General features: G+C 27.7%; 20 protein-coding genes. 4 read left to right on the top strand and 16 right to left on the bottom strand.

What is annotated here, in order from left to right:
• Positions 1-43 precede the first annotated feature (43 nt).
• From B0174_RS06380 to rfbF, 9 genes are read right to left on the bottom strand one after another with little or no spacing between them, the layout of a single operon-like run.
• On the bottom strand, positions 44-2077 hold the full coding sequence (locus B0174_RS06380) for a motility associated factor glycosyltransferase family protein (RefSeq protein ID WP_108558834.1): 2034 nt from the start codon (positions 2075-2077) through the stop codon (positions 44-46).
• Between the two features lie 34 nt (positions 2078-2111).
• Positions 2112-3455: a lipopolysaccharide biosynthesis protein RfbH gene (rfbH, locus tag B0174_RS06375; protein ID WP_108558833.1), complete on the bottom strand. Its 1344-nt coding sequence runs from the start codon at positions 3453-3455 to the stop codon at positions 2112-2114.
• Positions 3455-4378, bottom strand: coding sequence for an NAD-dependent epimerase/dehydratase family protein (locus B0174_RS06370; protein ID WP_108558832.1), 924 nt, complete (start codon positions 4376-4378; stop codon positions 3455-3457). Before B0174_RS06370 ends, rfbH begins: the two co-directional genes overlap by 1 nt.
• Complete coding sequence (locus B0174_RS06365) at positions 4375-5295, bottom strand: transketolase family protein (RefSeq protein ID WP_108558831.1); 921 nt, start codon at positions 5293-5295, stop codon at positions 4375-4377. The genes B0174_RS06370 and B0174_RS06365 overlap by 4 nt, the downstream gene beginning before the upstream one ends.
• A complete protein-coding gene (locus B0174_RS06360; RefSeq protein WP_108558830.1) occupies positions 5295-6053 on the bottom strand; it encodes a TylF/MycF/NovP-related O-methyltransferase in 759 nt (252 codons plus the stop codon). Before B0174_RS06360 ends, B0174_RS06365 begins: the two co-directional genes overlap by 1 nt.
• A 16-nt stretch (positions 6054-6069) precedes the next feature.
• Positions 6070-6861, bottom strand: a complete 792-nt coding sequence (locus B0174_RS06355; RefSeq protein WP_108558829.1) for a transketolase — start codon at positions 6859-6861, stop codon at positions 6070-6072.
• Between the two features lie 51 nt (positions 6862-6912).
• On the bottom strand, positions 6913-8658 hold the full coding sequence (locus tag B0174_RS06350) for a thiamine pyrophosphate-binding protein (protein ID WP_108558828.1): 1746 nt from the start codon (positions 8656-8658) through the stop codon (positions 6913-6915).
• A complete protein-coding gene (gene rfbG / locus B0174_RS06345; RefSeq protein WP_119187494.1) occupies positions 8658-9755 on the bottom strand; it encodes a CDP-glucose 4,6-dehydratase in 1098 nt (365 codons plus the stop codon). Before rfbG ends, B0174_RS06350 begins: the two co-directional genes overlap by 1 nt.
• A complete protein-coding gene (rfbF, locus tag B0174_RS06340; protein WP_108558826.1) occupies positions 9755-10528 on the bottom strand; it encodes a glucose-1-phosphate cytidylyltransferase in 774 nt (257 codons plus the stop codon). The genes rfbG and rfbF overlap by 1 nt, the downstream gene beginning before the upstream one ends.
• 134 nt (positions 10529-10662) lie before the next feature.
• On the opposite strand from rfbF, the gene B0174_RS06335 reads away from it, so the two are divergent.
• Positions 10663-11691, top strand: a complete 1029-nt coding sequence (locus B0174_RS06335; protein ID WP_108558825.1) for a glycosyltransferase — start codon at positions 10663-10665, stop codon at positions 11689-11691.
• Positions 11692-11718: 27 nt separating this feature from the next.
• On the opposite strand, the gene B0174_RS06330 is transcribed toward B0174_RS06335, so the two are convergent.
• From B0174_RS06330 to B0174_RS06300, 7 genes are all read right to left on the bottom strand, one after another.
• Positions 11719-12411 carry an acylneuraminate cytidylyltransferase family protein gene (locus B0174_RS06330; protein WP_108558824.1) on the bottom strand — a complete coding sequence of 231 codons (693 nt, stop codon included), beginning with the start codon at positions 12409-12411 and terminating at the stop codon, positions 11719-11721.
• Complete coding sequence (locus tag B0174_RS06325; RefSeq protein WP_108558823.1) at positions 12411-13457, bottom strand: nucleotidyltransferase family protein; 1047 nt, start codon at positions 13455-13457, stop codon at positions 12411-12413. Before B0174_RS06325 ends, B0174_RS06330 begins: the two co-directional genes overlap by 1 nt.
• Positions 13454-14617: a UDP-N-acetylglucosamine 2-epimerase gene (gene neuC / locus B0174_RS06320; protein ID WP_108558822.1), complete on the bottom strand. Its 1164-nt coding sequence runs from the start codon at positions 14615-14617 to the stop codon at positions 13454-13456. The genes B0174_RS06325 and neuC overlap by 4 nt, the downstream gene beginning before the upstream one ends.
• The gene (neuB, locus tag B0174_RS06315; RefSeq protein ID WP_108558882.1) at positions 14614-15615 is read right to left on the bottom strand and encodes an N-acetylneuraminate synthase; all 1002 of its coding nucleotides are present in this window, start codon (positions 15613-15615) and stop codon (positions 14614-14616) included. The genes neuC and neuB overlap by 4 nt, the downstream gene beginning before the upstream one ends.
• Before the next feature lie 8 nt (positions 15616-15623).
• Entirely contained in the window at positions 15624-16199 is a 576-nt protein-coding gene (locus B0174_RS06310; RefSeq protein ID WP_205663500.1) for a NeuD/PglB/VioB family sugar acetyltransferase, read from the bottom strand.
• The gene (locus B0174_RS06305) at positions 16199-17335 is read right to left on the bottom strand and encodes a LegC family aminotransferase (RefSeq protein ID WP_108558820.1); all 1137 of its coding nucleotides are present in this window, start codon (positions 17333-17335) and stop codon (positions 16199-16201) included. Before B0174_RS06305 ends, B0174_RS06310 begins: the two co-directional genes overlap by 1 nt.
• Positions 17336-17419: 84 nt before the next feature.
• On the bottom strand, positions 17420-18628 hold the full coding sequence (locus tag B0174_RS06300) for a UDP-N-acetylglucosamine 4,6-dehydratase (protein WP_108558819.1): 1209 nt from the start codon (positions 18626-18628) through the stop codon (positions 17420-17422).
• Positions 18629-18687: 59 nt separating this feature from the next.
• Here B0174_RS06300 and B0174_RS06295 point away from each other — a divergent pair, with 59 nt between their 5' ends.
• From B0174_RS06295 to eno, 3 genes are all read left to right on the top strand, one after another.
• Positions 18688-18885 (top strand): hypothetical protein, encoded by a 198-nt coding sequence (locus B0174_RS06295; protein WP_205663499.1) that lies wholly within the window; start codon positions 18688-18690, stop codon positions 18883-18885.
• Between the two features lie 98 nt (positions 18886-18983).
• The gene (gene recA, locus B0174_RS06290) at positions 18984-20033 is read left to right on the top strand and encodes a recombinase RecA (RefSeq protein WP_108558818.1); all 1050 of its coding nucleotides are present in this window, start codon (positions 18984-18986) and stop codon (positions 20031-20033) included.
• A gap of 136 nt (positions 20034-20169) precedes the next feature.
• Positions 20170-21444, top strand: a complete 1275-nt coding sequence (eno, locus tag B0174_RS06285; protein WP_108558817.1) for a phosphopyruvate hydratase — start codon at positions 20170-20172, stop codon at positions 21442-21444.
• Positions 21445-21453 lie beyond the last annotated feature (9 nt).

The raw sequence follows: 21453 nt of genomic DNA, 5'->3' as shown, positions 1-21453 counted from the left end.
CCTAAAAATTCAAAAAAGGAGATTCTTTTAGTCTCCTTTTTTATTAAATTACTCTTTCTAAGCATAAAATATAATCATCAATAACTTTTTCTATTTGTTTTACAAAAACTTCTTTTATTTTCTTTACTTTATTTTTTTCATTCTTAATTTTTATATCATTAAAATGATAAGATAAATATGGAACTACCATTTGAAAATAATTACTAATTATTTGGTAAAGTAAGGGTATTCTACCCTCTACTATTTTTGTTGGTATTATGAATATTTTCTCATAAAATTCATTATAAGATTTAAATGTTTCACCTTTTATATCATTTAGAATCTCTTTAATCTCTTTATTTAAAAATAATATCTCTTTTCTAAAATGTTTTTTTGATTCTTTAGATATTTCTTTAAATGAGTTTTGCTGTAAGAATTTTGTTAAATCTTCATTTATTGATTTAACATTATTTAAATTTTCTACTTTTACATCTTTTATTTTTTTAGATATCGTACCTTGAAAGTATGCACCATTAGTTGAAAGATTATATATTGATAAATTCTTATTCTTTCTTGATATTTTAAGTTCTGCACTCTTTATAGAACTATAGAAAAGTGATGTTGTAAAAACTTCTTTTTTAAAATTACCTTTTACTTTTATCAAACTTTCATCGACAATAAAAATATCCCTATTTTGTTTTTTTTCAAGATTTAATACTTGTACATTTGAACCTGATGCCTTTGAATGAGATTCTCCAGTTGTTTGATTTAATGCTAAATCAAGTCCAATTAAGTATATTTTCTTTGGATTAAAATTCATCAAAAGAGCTAATGTTATTTCACCAACACTAAAACCATCATAAACAATATTATTTAAATGAAAAGGTGTAAATATTTCAAATAAGAAAAGTTTTTTCTCATTAAACTTTTTCAAAATTTTTTCATTTGTCATAACTGATGCCAGAATAATTGTATCATTACTAATTTTTGCTACACTTTCATTATCAAACTGTAATTTTTCTAAAATATCACTTTCATCAATAGTTGAAATCATATCTATCTTTATATTATTTAATAGTAACTTTTTATATGCGGCACCTATTGTTACAATAAAGAACTTATTTTGATTTACTTTTATCCATTCTAAATTTTCATCCAAAGAAGGTCCTGCCGCAATATATAAAATTGGAACATCTTTAAAAAGTTTAGATTTCTCACTTATTTGATTTAAAAGTAAAGTCTTATATCCATTATTAAAAACTTTTGTTGATCTATTAATATGAATATATAGCATTCTTATATAGTCATATGCAGTTGGTCTCGCAGATTGTAATATACTTAGTATATTATCAATATATCCATCAATATTTATTCCAGTTGATGAAATCTTAATTAAATAATTTTCTAAATTCTCATAATTAATAAAATTAGATATTTTATTTTCTTCTTCTAAAACATTATCCATTATTGAAAAAATTGCACCTTTATTTGCAAGAATAGTATAATCAACAGTAAACAAAGACAATCTAAATATTTCAAGATTTCGTTCAAGAATTAAATATACCTTGGCATCCACTTTTTTAGCAATTCGTGGTATATGTCGTCCTAAAAGGGTACCTAAGAAAATAAATTTTTTTATTTTCTTTACTCCTTTTTTATTTTTCTCTAAAAAATCATTTAATGCATTTGCATATTCCCACATATTATTACTTGTCAATGAAATAGATTCACTTATCTTTTCATGATTAAATCTATTATTTATATCTATTTCTACCTGATTTTTAAAAAGAAAATATTCTGGAAGGTTAAAAATAGAATTTTTTTCATTAAATTCTATTTTCTTAACTATCTCATCATTCATCTTTTTTGGATTCTTATTATATAAATATTTATTATTTATAATGTCATATATATCAAAATCTCCACTTTCTAAAACAAATTCGAGTGCATATTTTTCTTTATAAGTTCCATTTTCTATCATCATTGAAAGTTGTTCAACTCTATGATAAAGTTCATTATCATATTCACTTAAAAAAACTAGATTTGCTAGAAAAGTAGTTGTTAATGCATTTTGTAATTGTATTTGTGCTTCTGTCATAAAATTCCTCTTATTCTCAATAATTTGTATAGTATTAAATATTTGCTATCTTATTTTTTATAAACTCTCTAATTTCCTTAATCATATAATTTATAGCATCTTCACCCATACCTGGATATAATCCAATCCAAAAGCTATCATTCATAATTTTATCAGTAACTGTTAATTCACCAACAATTCTATAATCAGTATCTAAAATCATACTATCAAACATAGGATGTCTTGTCATATTTCCTGCAAAAAGATTTCTTGTTTGAATTTTATTTTCTTCTAAAAATTCTACTATTTCATTTCTAGTGAAGTTTACGCCATCTTTTAATGTCATCATAAATCCAAACCAACTTGGGTCTGAGTTTGGTTGAGTCTCTACTAATTGAAGTTCTTTTAAATCTTTAAGTCCATCATATAATTTCTTTTGATTTTCTTTTCTTTTTTCTACAAAGCTTGGGAATTTTTCAAGTTGTGCGCATCCAATAGCTGCTTGCATATCAGAAACTTTTAAATTAAATCCAAAGTGTGAATACACATATTTATGATCATAACCTTTTGGTAATGTTCCAAAACTTTGTGAAAATCTACATCCACAAGTATTATCAATACCACTTTCACACCAACAATCTCTTCCCCAATCTCGCATACTAAGCATGATTTTTTTTAGAAGTAAATTATCTGTATAAGTAGCTCCTCCCTCACCCATAGTCATATGATGTGGTGGATAAAATGAACTTGTTCCAATATCTCCCCAAGTTCCTGTTAGTTTTCCCTCATAAGTTGAACCAAGAGCATCACAGTTATCTTCTATTAACCAAAGATTATGTTTATCACAAAACTCTCTTACAGCTCGTAAATTAAAAGGATTACCTAAACTATGAGCTATCATAACAGCTTTTGTTTTAGCACTAAGTGCTAGTTCAAGTTTAGTTACATCAACATTTGCATAAGTTAAATCCATATCTATAAATACAGGTACCGCACCATATTGAACTATTGGAGCTACTGTGGTAGGAAATCCGGCTGCAACAGTTATAACTTCGTCCCCTCTTTTAACTTGTCTCTCTTTCAAAAAGGGAGAAGTAAGTGCATAAAAAGCAAGAAGATTTGCCGAACTTCCAGAATTAACTAAAAAAGTCCATCTTACACCTAAATATTTTGATAATTGTTTTTCAAATTTCTTAGAGTAGTTACCATAAGTTAACCAAAAATCTAAAGAACTATCTACTAGATATTGCATCTCTGTCTCGTCAAATACTCGCCCTGCATAATTTACTCTTGTTTCACCATCTACAAATTTTTGCTCTTGTTTTGGTTTATGCACTAGTTCATAATACTCTTTTGTCTTTTCTAATATTTCTTTTTTTAGTTGTTCTTGTTTTGTCATTACTTATCTTTCCAAATATTATCTATCTTTTTTAAATAGGGGTCTTCTATTATTACTTTTACATCTAAATTATTCAAATTATTTTTAAAATATTTTCTCATTTTTATGATTGCATTTTTATGAGAAGTAAAATCAAAATCACCAATTTCATTTAAAAGTCTTTCATTATTAGATGTATATTCATTATTTAATCCATCATTTAAAACTCTTGTTTCTGATTTAAAATCACTTGTTTCATTTACAATATTTACTAAACTAAGTAAATCTATTTTTTGACCCGTAGTTACATTATAAATCTTTTCTTTCGCTTCATTGTGAATAAACCAATCAATCATTTTAACTAAATCATCAATATAAATATAATCAAAATAAACATTTTTATTTATTACTATTGGTAAATTCAAAAGATTTTTAACTATTGCATTTGATATAAATTTATATCTATAATTCTCATATTCACCATAAGCCCCAAATATTCGTAATTGTAGAATATTATCGGATTTCTCAATATATTTTGAAGTAACAGATTTATAAAATCCATATTCATCCAATGGCTGAGATAAAAGATATTCTTCTTCTTTTGCATCAACTATTGGTTTATGTTTACAATATTCTGCACCACTACCAAATGATATTATTTTTTTAACATTTCTTTCATGTTTTGCAATATTGAAAAATATTCTAAGATTATATTCTGTAATATTTTTCATATCAAAAGTATCTCTTCCTCCTCCACGATTTGCAAGATGAATAATAATATCTATCTTATTTAATAATATATATTTATCAACAGCACATTCATCGACTAAATCAAGTTCTTTACTTGATGGTATAAATAATATGTAGTTTGAATAGTTACATAATAAATATTTCTTTAAATGAGTACCTACAAAACCATTTGAGCCTGTTATCAAAATATTCATATTAATTCTTTAATTTTTTGTATAATTTGTTCAGCAGTAAAATTAAATTTTTCTCGTATAAACATTTGACTACCTACATAATGAGAATATTCATCAGGTAAAGCAAATCTTTTAAATACTGGATTTTGCGATGATTCTGCTATATATTCTGAGACTACACTACCTAATCCCCCAATTATACTATGCTCTTCTATTGTAAATACATATTTTTTTGTATTTATTATATTTTCTAATGTCATATAATCAAATGGTTTAATAGTATGCATACTTATTAAATCTATATCAATATTATTATTTTCTAAATCTTTTGAGATTTCAAGAGCTATATCAGAAGCATTACTTGTAAATAAAATTGCTATATTACTATTTTCTTTTTTTTGTATATAGTTAGCTTTTCCTAGTTTTATTTTCTTTAAAATATCACTTATTGTGGGTTCACCTCTTTTAGCTAATCTAAAATATATTGGTCCAGTATGATTAATAGACTCTTTGGTAATTTCTTCTACTTCATAAGGATCACATGGACAGAAAACTGTCATATTTGGTAACGCTCTCATAATTGCTATATCTTCTATGGCATGATGTGTTGCTCCAGCTGGTCCATAAGTAATACCTGCTCCAACACCTACTAGCCTAACATTAGTATTCATATATGCTACATCAACTCTTATTTGTTCAAAAGGTCTCATTGTTACAAATGGAATAATGCTATAAACATAAACTATTTTACCACTTAGTGCTAAACCTGATGCAATACTTATAGCATTTGCTTCTGCAATTCCAACATTTAAAAACCTATCTGGGAATTTTTGTTCAAATTCCTCTAAAACAGAAAACCCAAGATCAGGAGTTATAACGAAAATTCTTTCATCTTTTTCTGCAAGTTGAGTTAATATTTTTACAAAAGTATTTCGCATTATTCTCCAATAATTGCGTATGAAATATATGAATCATACTTTGTTTTACGAAGTTTTAAATTATTTATACCTATTGTTTCAAGAACAGCCATTGTCTCACCTGGGAAATTTTTTGTATTTAACTCATCAAATGCAATTATCGAACCTTTTGCCATTCTTGTAATAAAATTATTTATAGCAATTTTTGTAGGCTCATATATATCAAAATCTAAATATAATAAAGATATCATCAAATGCTTATTCGATTCGATGTAAGCAGGAATAGTTTTTGTTGCATCACCTTTAATCAATTCGATTTTTTCAATATGATTTAAAGGTCTATTTTTATCAAATAATTGAATTGAAGTTTTTAATTCTTCATATATATCTTTATGAGTAGATAGGTCACCCGATTTATAATCTATCTCATCATTTTTATCTTCTATTGATACCTCAGGAAAACCTTCAAAAGTATCAAATACAATAATTTTTCTATTATGATTATAAGGCTCATTTATACTACTCAATTGTCCAAATGACAATGCACCACCACCCATATATGTTCCACATTCAACAATACTACCAGGTATATCTAGTTGCATATTAAATATTTCATTTTTTGCTAAAAATCTAGATAAATCTTGTCTTCTAATATATTTAGTGAAATTTTGCAACTTATTAATTGTAGGGATTGCTGATGATTCAAAATAATTTGAATAATCCTTAAATAATTCTTGCTCAACATTAGTGTGTTTATTTATATTACCCTGAAAATACATTTATTGTTCCTTTTATTTATTTTAATTCTTTTAAAGCTTGGATTAATTCTTCTTTATTTGGTGATTTATAGTGCCAAAGAAATTCATTTTCCATAAAACTAATTCCTTTACCTTTAATTGTATGAGCTATGATAACTTTCGGTTTAGAGTTTTTTCTAAGCAATGCTTCTTCTATCTCTTCAAAATTATGTCCATCGATTTCTATTACATCCCAATTAAAAGCTTTAAGTTTTTCATTTAGAGGTTCAAGATTTATTACTTCATTTGTTTTACCATAACCTTGTAATTTATTATAATCTATGATAAGTGTTAAATTGTTAAGTTGCTGATGTGGTGCAAACATAATAGCTTCCCAAACAGAGCCTTCATTTAATTCTCCATCTCCACACATAACATAAACATGATTATCAAGTTTATCTACTTTATTAGCTATTGCCATACCTAGTCCTATTGATAAACCATGTCCCAAAGAACCAGAAGAAACTTCTACCCCAGGAACAGCTTCTTTATCCAAATGACCAGGCAAAAGACCGCCATCAATATAAAATCCATCCAGAAGTTTTTTATCAAAAAAACCTTTTTCTGCCAAAGTGGCATAAAGAGCAGAACTTCCATGACCTTTACTTAAAATAAATTTATCTCTATTTTTTAATAAAGAATTTTTTTCATCTATATTCATTATTTTAAAATACAAAATTACTAAAATATCTACCGTAGAAAGTGCCGTTCCCGAATGAGAGGCAAAAGATCTTGAATTCATTTGAAGAATAGATTTTCTTATATTTTTTGATATTTGTACTAAATCCATACTATTTACTCCATTCTATATCTTTTAATCTGGTATTAAAAAATACTCATATTAATTTTCTAAAGGCTTAACTATCATTAAAGAATGTAACTTTTCTTTCGAGATAAAAGGATGCATATCTTCAATTGGTTTATTAACAATAAGTTTTGGCTCAACTGAAGTCATTTTTTTGTCCAAAATGATATTTATTAACTCAGGTCTATTAGTAGAAAAAATATCTTTTAACTCATCATCTATATTATTCAAATCGTCAATATTCCTACCATTTAATCCATAAGCTTTTGCTATTTCAACTAAATTTGGAACACTATAATCATCTACTGTTCCCGAATATTTTTTATCAAAATATAATTCTTGAAATTGTCTTACCATTCCTAAATTTTGATTATTTAATACAAATATCTTTATAGGTAAATTTCTTCTTTTTATTACTTCTAATTCTTGAATATTCATCTGAATACCACCATCACCAGCAATTACAACAACTCTTTTCTCAGATGCAATACATGCACCAATAGCACTTGGTAAAGAAAATCCCATTGCACCCATCCCACCAGAAAAGAGTACTTGCTGGGATTGTTTAATATTTAAAGATTGTGCTGTCCACATTTGATGTTGTCCAACATCAACTGCAATAACTTCATTAGTTAAATAATTTGATATTTTAGAAATTATTAAATTAGGAACTTTTATATTTTTATCAATCCCCTCAATTGAAGAAAATTCATTTTTATAGACTTCAAGTGTTTTCAGCCAATCACTTATATTTATTTCAATTCTTTCTTTATTTAATTCATTTATAAAAACTGCTATATCACTATTAATAGCTATATCAACATTAATTTTAGAACCTAATTCATTTTTATCTATATCAACTTGTATTATTTTTGCCTCTCTTGCAAATGTTTCTAAATTTGTACCTGTTTGTCTTGTGTCCAATCTAGAACCTAATACTAAAATTAAATCACTATTTGCTAATGTTAAGTTCCCATATCTATTTCCATATGAACCAATTAGTCCCATATTATACATATATTCATCACTTATTGCATCTTTCCCCATTAATGAATATACAACTGGAATTCTAGTTAATTCTAGCCAATTTAAGAGTTCATTTTGTGCATTAGATAATCTAACGCCACCACCTATTAAAATAACTGGTCTTTTAGAATTATTCAGACTTTTAATAACTTCTTCTATTTGAGTGTCTACATTCGCTTTTTCTAATTCTTTATATTCATCAGAACCAACAAAGGAATCTAATGTATTTATATCTACTTCATTTCTTTGTATATCCATAGGAATATCAACAAGTACAGGACCTTTTCTTCCATTTTGAGATAAATAATAAGCTTTTTCTAATTCATATCTTAATTCACTAATATTATTAATCATTACTGCATATTTAGTAATAGGTTTTACAATACTAACAATATCTGTTTCTTGAAAACCTATTTGTCGAACTGGTTTATCATATTTATATTCATAAGTATTTACTTGTCCTGTTATAAACAAAGTAGGTACAGAATCAAAGAAACAACTACCAATTGGCGTTATTAAATTTGTAGCTCCAGGTCCACTGGTTGCCATAGCAACACCACTTTTTCCACTAACTCGAGCATATCCTTCCGCAGCAAATCCAGCACCTTGTTCATTTATGCAATTTATCATTTCTATATTTTCATATTTATCTATAGAATGATATAAGTGAGCCACTGCTCCACCAATATATCCAAATACTTTATTTATATTTTTTTCAAGTAAAAATTCAATAATATAATCTGATATTTTAGTCATTATTTCGTCCACTCAATATTTTTATTTCGAGCATCTTTTACATAATTTTCTAAATCATCTTTTGTCAAAACATTTCTATCTTCTTCATAATAAGCTTTATACCATTTTACAGTTTTCTCAAATGTAGTTTCACTATCCCATACATCTTTCCATTTAAGTAAAATATGAGCTTTTGAACAATCAAGTTTCAGCAAATTTGCTTCATGAAGTTGATTTGGGTCACGATGAATTTCGTAATCAATTTTATCCCAATGTTTCTTAACATTTTTAACTACTTCTTCTACCGTAATATTTCCCTCATCTGATGGGCCAAAGTTCCAAGCATCGCCAAACTCTTGCTTTTCTTCGAGAAGTTTTTGTCCTATGTGTAAGTATCCACTTAGAGGCTCTAACACATGTTGCCATGGTCTTGTAGCATGTGGGTTTCTGATGCTTACTTTTTTACCTTGTGAAACAGAAAGCATAATGTCAGGCAGAAGTCTATCTTTTGCCCAATCTCCGCCACCAATTACATTTCCAGCTCTACATGATGAGAGTAAAGTATTATGTTTAGTTTTATAATCACTGATATTAAAATAAGAATTCCTATATGATGATGCTAAAATATCTGCACATCCCTTAGATGAACTATATGGATCATATCCACCCATTGGGTCATTTTCTCTGTATCCCCATATCCACTCTTTATTTTCATAAGCTTTATCACTTGTGATATTTACAATAGCTTTTACATCAGCTTTTCGGCAAGCTTCAAAAACTTTTAGCGTTCCAATAACATTTGTTTCATATGTCTCAATAGGATTTTCATACGAAAGTCTCACAAGAGGCTGAGCAGCAAGATGAAAAACAATATCTGGTTTATAAGTTTCAAAAGTTTGATTTAATTTATCTAAATCTCTAATATCACCAATTATTGAGATAATATCAAGATTTAATAGCTCTATATGATTTGGAATTGTTGGTGCTTCAAGGGAATATCCTACAACTTTTGCACCCATTTGATTTAACCAATAAACAAGCCAAGAGCCTTTAAATCCAGTATGTCCAGTAACCAATACTGTTTTATCTTTATATATCCCAGAAAAAAGATTTTGCATTACCATACTTTCCATGGTGCTTTATTGTTATCCCAAAGTTTATTTAAATCATTTTTATCTTTTAAACTATCCATGGGTGACCAAAATCCTTCATGTTTGTAAGTAAAAAGTTCACCATCTAGTGCAAGATTTTTAAGTGGAGCTTGTTCAAATACAGTATTATCTCCCTCTGTAATATAATCAAATACTTTGGGCTCACATACAAAATAACCAGCATTTATCCAATGCCCATCACCTTTTGGTTTTTCTTTAAACTCTTGTACTTGATTATTTCCATCAATATTTAATGCTCCAAATCTTCCATCTGGAAGATGCGCAGTTAAAGTCATGGCCTTTCCATGTGATTTATGAAATTTAATTAATTCATAAATATCTATATCACTAACTCCATCTCCATATGTAAGCATAAAAGGTTCATTTCCTACTATATCTTGAGCTCTTTTTATCCGTCCACCTGTCATACTATTTAGACCCGTGTCAAGAAGAGTTACTTTCCATGGTTCACTCGAGTTGTTTAAAACTTCCATCTTGCCATTTTGCATATCAATCGTTACATCACTTTGATAAAGAAAATAATTTGCAAAATATTCTTTTATATAATAACCTTTATATCCAAGAAGAATAACAAAATCATTAAATCCATACTTTGAATAAATTTTCATAATATGCCATAAAATTGGCTTACCACCTATTTCAACCATTGGTTTTGGTCTTATATCTGTTTCCTCCGATAGTCTTGTTCCATATCCCCCTGCTAATAACAATACCTTCAATTAATTTCCTTTTACTCATTTAAAAAATATTTAATCATTTTATTAAGATTATATCAAACTATTTTTTTATTTTAACTCTAATTAAAATAATATTTATGTAGAATCATTATAAATAACTATTAAAAGAGGCTTTAATGATATTTGATTTTACTATTTGTATAATAACATTTAATAGAGGTAAAAGGGTATTAAGTTTAGTAAATACATTGTTGGAAAATTTAGAAAAAAACTGGTGTGTACTCATTTTAGATAATGCTTCCACAAATGGAGTTGAATACTATCAAAAAATACATAATATTTCTAAAATAAATAAACAAGTTGATTATATTAAACATGATGTAAATGGTCAATTTCATGGTAATTATTTATCTTGTTTTAAACATACAAAAACGAAGCATTTTATGATTTTAAGTGATGAAGATTTTATTAATCATTCAGGAGTAAAATCAGTTTTAGAAGATATAAAATTAAAAGAAAACTTGGGTATGTGTAGAGCTTCAATTGGAACACATGAATCTTTAAAAGTAGACTTAAATAGTTTTGTTTTTGCTAATTCTTTTTACAAAGCAGGGGAAGAAGCGATGAAAGGTATTTGTTTCTCAGGGAACTATATCTCAGGAATAATTTACAATTTAGATTTAATTAAAAAATATGATTTAATCCCAATTTTAGAAAAAAATATTGAAAAACATGCTGCATATCCTCATATATACTTTGATTTATTAATTAGTGCAAAATGTGATGTAATGAGAAGTTCTGAAATCGTTGTTTTAGAGGGTGTTCCTGAAAAAACACTTGATGAAAGAGGAATTGAATATACAACATTTGAACATGTAGGTATGTATGGTTTTGGAGCAAGAATTAACCAATTTTTTTCACTTAGAGATGGAATTTTTGATGCTGTTAATCTCCTTAAAAAAGAAAATTCAACTGATGAATTTATTATATTCTTAGGTATTTATTTATTATTAGTTCAAAAATATTTCTACTTAATTGCCGATTGTAATATGCATAGTTATAAAAAGAATTTCTTAGAAGAAAGTCTCCTAAAAGAATCTTTTTATTATATCACGACATCTGCTGTTTTTGCATATCCGCAAATCGAACCTTTTAAAGAAACAGTACTAAGTGCTTTAACAGATATCTATCAAAGCCATAAATAATATTTAAATTTAAAATCAATCAATATATTATTTGATTGATTTTAAGATTTCTTGCGAAATTAGAAAATCTATTTCTTCATCTATATCAATAGAATTTTTTCTATCCATTTTATAAGCAAAAATATTTTCTTTTAAAAAAAGGTTCTCTTCTTCTAGCAACTTATTTGTTTTACATATATAAATAGCACCATTTAATCTATAGTATTTTTCTAAATCTTGGCTTCGTTTGTTAAAAATATCTTCTCTTAAAAAATTTTCCATTGATAAATCATTGTTCAAAGTATTACACCATAAAGGAGAGTGTTCAGTTTCACATACACTTATCACTGCATCTGCATTTTTTTCTTCTAAAAGCTCTATTGCTTCATCTATATGTTTTTCAGTTCTAAGAGGGCTTGTAGGTTGAAGTAAAATTATATAATCATACTTTTTTTTTATATTTTCAATAGTATGTTTAATTGTATCAAATGTTGTAGCTGTATCACTTGATAACTCATTTGGTCTAATAATAGTACCTACTTTATATTTTTTTGAAATTTCTAAAATTTCAGAATCATCACTTGATACAATAATATTATCCAAATACTTACTTTTTAAACCTGCTTCAATAGTATGAACAATTAAAGGTTTCCCACATAAATCAAGAATATTTTTTCGAGGTAAGCGTTTACTTCCACCTCTAGCTGGTATTATTGCTAAAAAAGTTTTATTTTTATACATTAAAAAACTTCTCCATACTCTTCATTAGCTTTTTTATACTCTTCAATTCTTCCAATATCTAACCAATACTCTCGCAAAGGGAAAGATATTGTATTTTTACTTTCATTTATTAATTTTTCAAAAAGTGTTGGCATATCATAGAATTCATTTTGAGGAATATAGTCTAAAGATTCAGAAGAAAGCATATATATGCCTGCACTAATAAAAAATTTATGTATGGGTTTTTCTTCTATTGAAAGTATTTTATTATCATCAACTTTTACAACACCATAAGGCACTTGAAAATCATATTCTCTTACACACATAGTTGCAATCGAACTATTTTCTAGATGATAATCATGTAAATGTTCAAAATTTACATTTGTAAGTAAATCTCCATTCATTACAAAAAAAGGCTCATTTGGTTTCTTTGGCAAAAGGCTCAGTGCTCCTGCTGTCCCCATTCGTTGTTCTTCAAATATATATTCTATATCTACTCCAAACTGCTTTCCATCACCAAAATAATCTTGTATAATATCGGATTTGTAATTCACACACATTATTATATTTGTGTATCCATACTGTGCAAACTTTTCAACAATAGTTTGAAGTATTGGTTTATTTCCAACTTTAAGCATAGGTTTAGGGGTGTTTTCAGTAAGTGGTCGTAATCTTGTGCCTAATCCTCCTACCATTAAAACTACTTTATTAGTTTTAATTTTTGGTTTTAATAGTTCATCTATTTGCTGAATTCCTATAACTTTACCATCATCATCCACCACAGGTATTTGGTGTAATTTTTTAATAAGTGCTAATTGAAGAATCTCTTCTTTTGTATCACTTATCTTTGCAATAGTAGGTGATTTAAATATAATTGTCTCTATAGAACTATTTAATCCAAGACCTTTTATCAATCCTCTTCTTATATCACCATCGGTTAATGTCCCTAAAAGTTTGTTATTTTCATCTACAATTAAAGCTATCTGCATTGAACCTTTATCTATTAAAATTAGAGCTTCTTTTATGGTTGCGCTTGGCTTTAATTTTATATTTTCTATATTTTTCATAAATTTACCTTTAAATTATAAAAACTCTTTTTTAAAATATTATCTAAATCTATTTTTTTTATCTCTTCAATAATTTTTTTACTAGCACAACCCTCACCATAAGGATTTCTTGTTGTTTGAAGTATATCTTGGAATTCTTGTGTATAAAGTTTTTCAAATGCTTTTGAAATAGATAATTTTACAGGTTCACAATCTATTACACTATCTGCTTTTATACGCCCTTTTTGTCTATCACCAATATTTATTGTAGCAATTTTAAAACTAGGAGCTTCCGCCAAACCACTTGAGCTATTTCCTACCATTGCATCTACATATTGTAATGCACTTAAGTATCTTAATTGTCCAAGAGATGTAAACCCAATCGCTTTATAAGAATTTTTATTTACATACTCATCAATCATCTTATTTATAACTCTTCCATCTGTATCACTATTTGCTTTTGTGAAAATTATATTTGTATCTTTTAGTTCATCAATAACATCTAAAAGTTCTTGAAATTGTTCGCGTGTAGTTGAACTTTCTAAAGTTACTGGATGAAAAGTTACTAAGATATTTTCTTTATTTAATTTAAAATCAATCGACTTTTCAAATTCTTCTTTTGTTAAAAGTTTTAGTTTTTTAATATTTTCAATCCCTAATCCACCAACATTAAAAACTCTTGAAGGATGTTCACCTAATTGAATAACTCTATTTTTGTATTCATTTGTAGCAGTAAAATGCAAATGGCTCATTTTTGTAATACTATGACGAATTGATTCATCAAATGCACCTTCAGTAGTTTCACCACCATGCAAATGTGCAATAGGAATTTGTGCAATCATTGCAGCACTAACACATGAAAATATTTCATATCTATCCCCAAGGACTATTAAAACATCTGGTTTTAATTCTTCATAAGCTTCAGAAAAAGAAATTTGTGCAAGACCGATTGATTTTGAAATACCCACAGGAGTATCAGAAGATAAAAGCATCTCTATTTTTTTATTTATTTTAAATTCTTTTTCTATTTCTTTATAAGTGAGCCCAAATTCTGGGCTTAGATGCATACCTGTAACTATAAGTTGAAGTTGAAGCTCTTTATCTGCTTCAATTTCTTTCATAAGCCAATAAAGTAATCCATATTCAGCTCTTGTTCCTGTAACTACACATACTTTTTTCATATAATTTCATCTTTGTTATAATCTTTACTTGACACAGTTCCAATTATTTCATCCCATCGCATTGGATTTATTCCATTTCCTGGTCTTTTTACAGCTAAATTTGTTTCATTTAATGTATCGCCTTTTTTTATAGCTGTTTTTGCTACTATACTTTTTCTTGCAATTGATATGTTTGGCATTTCACTCTTTGATGGTTTTTTAATACTATTTCCAAGAGCTAATTCAATATTTCTAATTGCTTTAACCATTGCTTTTAATTCATATGGTTCTAAACTTGCTTTATGATCAGGTCCTTCCATAGTACAATCAAGTGTAAAATGTTTTTCTATACAAGATGCACCCATTGCAACTGCAGCTGTTGGTACTTCTATTCCTAAAGTGTGGTCACTATATCCGTAAGCCACATCAAATGTATTTCCTATAGTTATCATTGCTCTTAAATTTACATCTTCCATTGGAGTTGGATACATAGTATTTGCATGTAGTACTGTAATATTTTCTTTTCTTGTTCCAGCTTTATATAATACATCTAAAGCATCTTCAATTTCACCAATATCAGCCATTCCTGTTGAAAGAATTACTTTTTTATTTAGTTTTCCTATATGTCTTAAATATGGAAGATTTGTTATTTCTCCACTTGGGATTTTAAATATTTCAAGTCCTAAATCATTTAAAAGCTCAATACTATCATGATCAAAAGGAGTTGATAGAAACATAATATTTTTGCTATTACAATATGAAATAAGTTCTTTATGAGTTTCAAGATCAAGTTCTAGCTTTTTAAGCATATTAAACTGTGAATCATCTGCATCATTCATATTATTTTTTTGATAATCTGCTTTTTGTGCATTTTTACTTACAAGATTAGAAGCTTTGAAAGTTTGAAACTTAACGGCATCCACTTGTGCTTCCACTGCTACATCTATTAACTTTTTTGCCAGTTCGATTGAGCCGTTATGATTTACCCCTGCTTCTGCAATAATAAAAACTTTTTTAATTTTATCTTTCATTTTACTAAACTCCCCGCTTTTACAAATCCATTTATTTCTATATATTGTTTTGAAGTAGTATTACTTCCAACAAAAGTATTTGCTTTTACAATAACTCCACCATTTATAACACTTGCAGTTGAAATATGACAATTATCTTCGATAATAACATCATGTTCAATTAGTGCCTTTGTATTAATTATACAATTTTTTCCAATTTTTGCATTTGCATTTACTAGTACATGATGCATAATTACAGTTCCTTCTTCTATGAAAGAGTGTTTTGAGACATATGAAAGTGGTGAAATTATCGCAGGAAGATTAAATCCTATCTCTTTTAATTTATTAAATAATTTTACTCTTATGTGGTTTGATTCTATTTGTCCTACTGTAATTATTGCATTTTTACAAGTTTCAAATATCTCTTCTAAGTCATCATCACAAGCAATGATTTTATACCCTAAAATATCACTTCCGATTAACTCTTTTTTATCTATAATTCCAATAATTTGATATTTGTCTTCTTGCTCAAGTACATCAATTACACTATGACAATGTCCCCCACCACCTAATAAAACTATTTTCTCTTTCATTATAATATTACCGAGCTTGGAATATTTACAACTCTTTCTTCAAGATATTTAGAGTTCTTTAAATCATCCTTTTGACAATCTTTGAACATTTCTAATTCATTCATTAGACGCCAAATAGGTCTTGTCATAACGCCATTTTTATTTGTAAATTCTAAAAATTCATCTCTTTGATTCTTATCTTTTAATAAAATAGCTTGAAGCCAATAGTTTGCTTTTGAGTCTTTTGGCTCTTCTATAAAAATGATATCTTCTTTTGCAAAAAATTCTTTATATTTTAAAGCTAGTTCTCTTTTAGATTCTAAAAATCCATTTAGTTGTTCTAATTGTGCTACAAGTAATGCTGCATTTAGATTTGGAAGTCTATAATTATAAGCTATTTCATCATGTACATATTCGTACGGATGAGGAATTTTTGCTGTTGTTGTTATATGTTTTGCTCTTTTGGCTAAGACTTCATCATCTGTTACAATTACTCCACCACCACCTGAAGTTATGATTTTATTTCCATTAAAAGAAAAAGCTGCAATTTTCCCAAAAGTACCTGTGTGTTTTTCTTTATAGTAACTTCCAAGAGATTCTGCTGCATCTTCTACTAAAATTATATTCCAAGTATCGCATATCTCTTTTATTTCATCAATTCTACATGGATGTCCAAAAGTATGCATTGGAACACATGCTTTTATTATCTTTTTTGTAGTTTTATTTATACATTGCTTATTTACAAGTTCACAATTTGATTCTAAAAACTCTTTTAATGATTTAGGACTCATTCCCATTGTGTCTAAATCAACATCAACAAAAATAGGCTTCGCTCCAATATAAGAAATTGCATTACATGTTGCTATAAATGTAAGAGCTTGAGTTATAACTTCATCATCTTTTTGAACATCTGCTAAAATAAGTGAGATATGAAGTGCAGCTGTTCCATTTACAGTAGCTATCGCATATTTACTTCCTACTTTTTTAGCAAACTCTTTTTCAAAGGTATCTACATATTTTCCTACACTTGATACAAATGTAGAATCTATACAATCATTTAAATATTTCTTTTCATTTCCTACAAATCGAGGTTCATGTAAAGGAATAAACTCATTTGTTTTAAATGTTTGTTTTATAAAATCTGTTATGTTTTGCATAAACAGCCTCCAATTATGCTTACGCATATAATTTCTGGTTCCGAATCTAAAAGAGTGAAAATATTCACTCTTTTTTTACGATTCTCACATCTTTCCATCAAGATATTTACCTGTTTCTTTATGTCCAAAATCAGGAATCATTGTGAAAAATTCTTTTATGATATCTTCTTTTGTCCATGATAATTCTTGCTTATATTTTTTTATTATTGTTTCAAAATGATTTAATTTTGTTTCATCATAAATTGCTTCATTTTTAATTATTCCTAGATTTTCAAATCTATTCATATCTAAAACTTCAGAATCAGTAAAAAACTCTTCAAAATCTTTTTCACCTGTTGTATCACTTGAAGTAAACAAACATGGCCACTGTTTTTTTAATTTGGTATTATTATTATTTTGTTGTTGTGAAAAGAAATTTCTTGCTTCTTCTTCATCTTTACATAGGTATGGTTCATATCCTAAATCTTCAAGATATTTTACTGCAATATTTGCAAAAGTTATAAGATGTAGATTCTCACTAAGTTTTGGGAAAAATATATCTCTATTTTCTCCAAAAATACAAGACATAAGGCAAAGTTCACCCGATTCTTGTGGTGTTACAAAATATCTTTTTATATCATTTGGTGCAACTATTGGTTGATTTTTTTTGATTCGTTGATCAAATCCATGAAGAAGACTTCCATCAGAAAAGGCAACATTTGCAAATCTTGCCATTGAAACATTTATTTTTTTTGATTTTTTCATTACAAACATTTCCATAATTCTTTTACTTGCGCCCATCATATTTACAGGATTTGCAGCTTTATCTGTACTTACACAAAAATATTTTTTTACTCCTTTATCAATTGATTGTTGAAGTGTTTTATCTGTATTAAAAACATTTGTTTCAATCATTCGCATAAGAGTAAATGGATCTTTTTCACTTCGTACATGCTTTAATGCTGATAAGTTTAAAACATAATCATATTTTCCATCAGATTTTATAAAAGCATCATATTCAAATGAACCAATATCTAAAGCAAATGTTTGGAAATCTCCATCAATATATCCAAAGCTACTTCTAATATCTCGAACTAATTCCACCATATTATTTTCACTAATATCAACAATGTGAAGTTTTTTAGGATTTCTTTTAAAAATTTCTTTTGTAACAGCTTGTCCAATACTTCCTGCTCCACCTAGAACTAAAAAGGTTGAATCAGAAACTCTTTTATATAGTTCTTCATTTCTATTATTTATATCTTCTGAAAAAAGCTCTTTAGTTCGACCAATTAGTTCTAATATATTTATCATTTTTTAGCTTTAAGTAAATTTTTAATAGAATATACCTAAATTATATTTAGGTTATACTAATGATAAACAACTCAATCCCAGAAGATATTATAAAAATACAAAAAAAATTAATTATCCTTGAAAAAGATTCTAGAAATTACAAAAAATATACAAAAATTCTTGCTAAACATGTAAAATCATATACTATGAAAAAAAGAGTAAATTCGCATATTAAAACTATTGAAAGTATAGAAAAAATAGAAAAAGAAAATAATTAAAATAAAAAATATTACAAATTGTAATAGAATTCTTTAGCTTGTAAAAAACCTGCTAAAATTCCAACATAAAATAAGAAGAAACAAACATAGGAAATAACATGGATGACAATCAAAGAAAATCATTAGACTTGGCAATTAAACAAATAGATAAAACATTTGGTAAAGGAACACTTATTAGATTAGGTGACAAAGTTGTAGTTCCTATGGAAACTATTAGTACAGGTTCTTTAGGGCTTGACTTAGCACTAGGTGTTGGTGGTCTTCCAAAAGGAAGAGTTGTTGAGATTTATGGACCTGAAAGTTCTGGAAAAACAACACTTACATTACATGCCATTGCAGAGTGTCAAAAAGCTGGTGGAGTTTGTGCATTTATTGATGCGGAACATGCTTTAGATGTTGGATATGCAAAAAACTTGGGTGTTGATACTGATAATTTACTTGTTTCACAACCTGATTTTGGGGAACAAGCTTTAGAGATTTTAGAAACAGTTATTAGAAGTGGTGCTGTTGATTTAGTTGTAATTGACTCAGTTGCTGCTTTAACTCCAAAAGTTGAGATTGATGGAGATATGGATGACCAACAAGTTGGTGTTCAAGCTAGACTTATGTCAAAAGCATTAAGAAAAATCACTGGTTTATTAAACAAAATGAACTGTACAGTTATTTTTATTAACCAAATAAGAATGAAAATTGGAATGACAGGTTATGGAAGTCCTGAAACTACAACAGGTGGAAATGCACTTAAATTTTACTCATCAGTAAGACTTGATATTAGAAGAATTGCTACACTTAAACAAGGTGAAAATTCAATCGGAAATAGAGTAAAAGTTAAAGTTGTAAAAAATAAAGTTGCAGCTCCATTTAAATTAGCAGAATTTGACATTATGTTTGGAGAGGGAATTTCAAAAACTGGAGAATTAGTTGATTATGGTGTTAAACTTGACATTGTTGATAAAGCTGGTGCTTGGTTCTCATATGGTGATTCAAAAATTGGACAAGGAAGAGAAAATTCAAAAGTATTCCTAAGAGAAAACCCAGAAATTGCAAAAGAAATAGAGAAAAAAATCCTTGATTCTATGGGAATTAATGATGCTTTAATCACTGGAAGCTCTGATGATCTTGATGATGCATCTGAAATAGACGAATAAAAAATACTTTAACCAAATAGGAATTTTTTCCTTTGGTTAAAATCCCTGCACTTTAAATACTCAAAAAAACTACAAAAGCAAACAACAAATTTATTTTAGCTATAATCTATAAAATATATGAATATAGGAGACCTAAGTGGTATTTATCGATAATGTATACGCTAATGAAGTATTAGATTCAAGAGGAAATCCAACTGTAAAAGCAACAGTTATATTAAGTGATGGTACAAAAGGTAGCGCAATAGTACCAAGTGGTGCTAGTACAGGTAAAAGAGAAGTTTTAGAATTAAGAGATGGTGATAATAGATTTTTAGGAAAAGGTGTTTTAAAAGCTGTTGAAAATGTAAATACTACAATTGCTAACGAATTAATCGGATTAAGCCCTTTTAATCAAGCAGAAATTGATGCAACTATGAAAGATATTGATGGAACAAATAACTACTCAAATCTTGGTGCAAATGCTGTTTTAGGTGTTTCTATGGCAACTGCACGAGCAGCAGCTGAATCTTTAAAAATCCCATTATATAGATATTTAGGTGGAGCAAATGCTATGACTATGCCTGTTCCTATGTTTAATATCATAAATGGTGGAGAACATGCAAATAACTCTGTAGACTTCCAAGAATATATGATTTTACCTGTTGGCTTTGAAAACTTCAATGAAGGATTAAGAGCTGTTGCAGAAATTTATCAACACTTAAAAAAAGTTATTGATTCTATGGGTGAAAGTACTGCAGTTGGTGATGAAGGTGGATTTGCTCCAAATTTAAAATCAAACGAAGAACCAATCACTGTAATTATGACTGCTATTGAAAAAGCAGGATATAAAGCTGGTGAACAAATTGCTATCGCACTTGATGTTGCGGCATCTGAGTTAATTAATGAAAAAGGTTTATATGTTCTTAAATCTGAAAATAAAGAACTAACTTCTGCGCAACTTGTGGATTATTATGCTAATTTATGTGCAAAATATCCAATTGTTTCTATTGAAGATGGATTAAGTGAAGATGACTGGGACGGATGGAAAATTCTAACTGATGTTTTAGGACATAAAGTTCAATTAGTTGGAGATGATTTATTTGTAACTAATGCTTCAATTTTAAGTGAGGGAATTAAAAAAGGAATTGCAAATTCTATTTTAATTAAACCAAATCAAATTGGAACTGTAAGTGAAACGATGCAAACAATCAGACTTGCACAAAGAAATAACTACAATTGTGTAATGTCACACAGATCAGGAGAAAGTGAAGATGCATTTATTGCAGATTTTGCTGTTGCTTTAAATTGTGGTCAAATTAAAACTGGAAGTACTGCCAGAAGTGATAGAATTGCTAAATACAATAGACTTATTGAAATTGGCGCTGAAATCGGTTATAGTGAATATTTAGGGAAAGAACCTTTTAAAAAATAATAATGATTG

Origin of the sequence: Arcobacter caeni (assembly GCF_003063245.1) — a bacterium.
Taxonomy (GTDB): Bacteria; Campylobacterota; Campylobacteria; order Campylobacterales; family Arcobacteraceae; genus Aliarcobacter; species Aliarcobacter caeni.
Note: the sequence above shows the minus strand (reverse complement) of the source record. Positions and strands in the feature narration are given on the sequence as shown.

What these genes read in the sequence shown, in the direction of transcription:
- B0174_RS06380 (WP_108558834.1), bottom strand. Translation starts at nt 2,077, where the DNA reads ATGACAGAAGCACAAATACAATTACAAAATGCATTAACAACTACTTTT.
- rfbH (WP_108558833.1), bottom strand. Translation starts at nt 3,455, where the DNA reads ATGACAAAACAAGAACAACTAAAAAAAGAAATATTAGAAAAGACAAAA.
- B0174_RS06370 (WP_108558832.1), bottom strand. Translation starts at nt 4,378, where the DNA reads ATGAATATTTTGATAACAGGCTCAAATGGTTTTGTAGGTACTCATTTA.
- B0174_RS06365 (WP_108558831.1), bottom strand. Translation starts at nt 5,295, where the DNA reads ATGCGAAATACTTTTGTAAAAATATTAACTCAACTTGCAGAAAAAGAT.
- B0174_RS06360 (WP_108558830.1), bottom strand. Translation starts at nt 6,053, where the DNA reads ATGTATTTTCAGGGTAATATAAATAAACACACTAATGTTGAGCAAGAA.
- B0174_RS06355 (WP_108558829.1), bottom strand. Translation starts at nt 6,861, where the DNA reads ATGGATTTAGTACAAATATCAAAAAATATAAGAAAATCTATTCTTCAA.
- B0174_RS06350 (WP_108558828.1), bottom strand. Translation starts at nt 8,658, where the DNA reads ATGACTAAAATATCAGATTATATTATTGAATTTTTACTTGAAAAAAAT.
- rfbG (WP_119187494.1), bottom strand. Translation starts at nt 9,755, where the DNA reads ATGCAAAATCTTTTTTCTGGGATATATAAAGATAAAACAGTATTGGTT.
- B0174_RS06335 (WP_108558825.1), top strand. Translation starts at nt 10,663, where the DNA reads ATGATATTTGATTTTACTATTTGTATAATAACATTTAATAGAGGTAAA.
- B0174_RS06330 (WP_108558824.1), bottom strand. Translation starts at nt 12,411, where the DNA reads ATGTATAAAAATAAAACTTTTTTAGCAATAATACCAGCTAGAGGTGGA.
- B0174_RS06325 (WP_108558823.1), bottom strand. Translation starts at nt 13,457, where the DNA reads ATGAAAAATATAGAAAATATAAAATTAAAGCCAAGCGCAACCATAAAA.
- neuC (WP_108558822.1), bottom strand. Translation starts at nt 14,617, where the DNA reads ATGAAAAAAGTATGTGTAGTTACAGGAACAAGAGCTGAATATGGATTA.
- B0174_RS06310 (WP_205663500.1), bottom strand. Translation starts at nt 16,199, where the DNA reads ATGAAAGAGAAAATAGTTTTATTAGGTGGTGGGGGACATTGTCATAGT.
- B0174_RS06305 (WP_108558820.1), bottom strand. Translation starts at nt 17,335, where the DNA reads ATGCAAAACATAACAGATTTTATAAAACAAACATTTAAAACAAATGAG.
- B0174_RS06300 (WP_108558819.1), bottom strand. Translation starts at nt 18,628, where the DNA reads ATGATAAATATATTAGAACTAATTGGTCGAACTAAAGAGCTTTTTTCA.
- B0174_RS06295 (WP_205663499.1), top strand. Translation starts at nt 18,688, where the DNA reads ATGATAAACAACTCAATCCCAGAAGATATTATAAAAATACAAAAAAAA.
- recA (WP_108558818.1), top strand. Translation starts at nt 18,984, where the DNA reads ATGGATGACAATCAAAGAAAATCATTAGACTTGGCAATTAAACAAATA.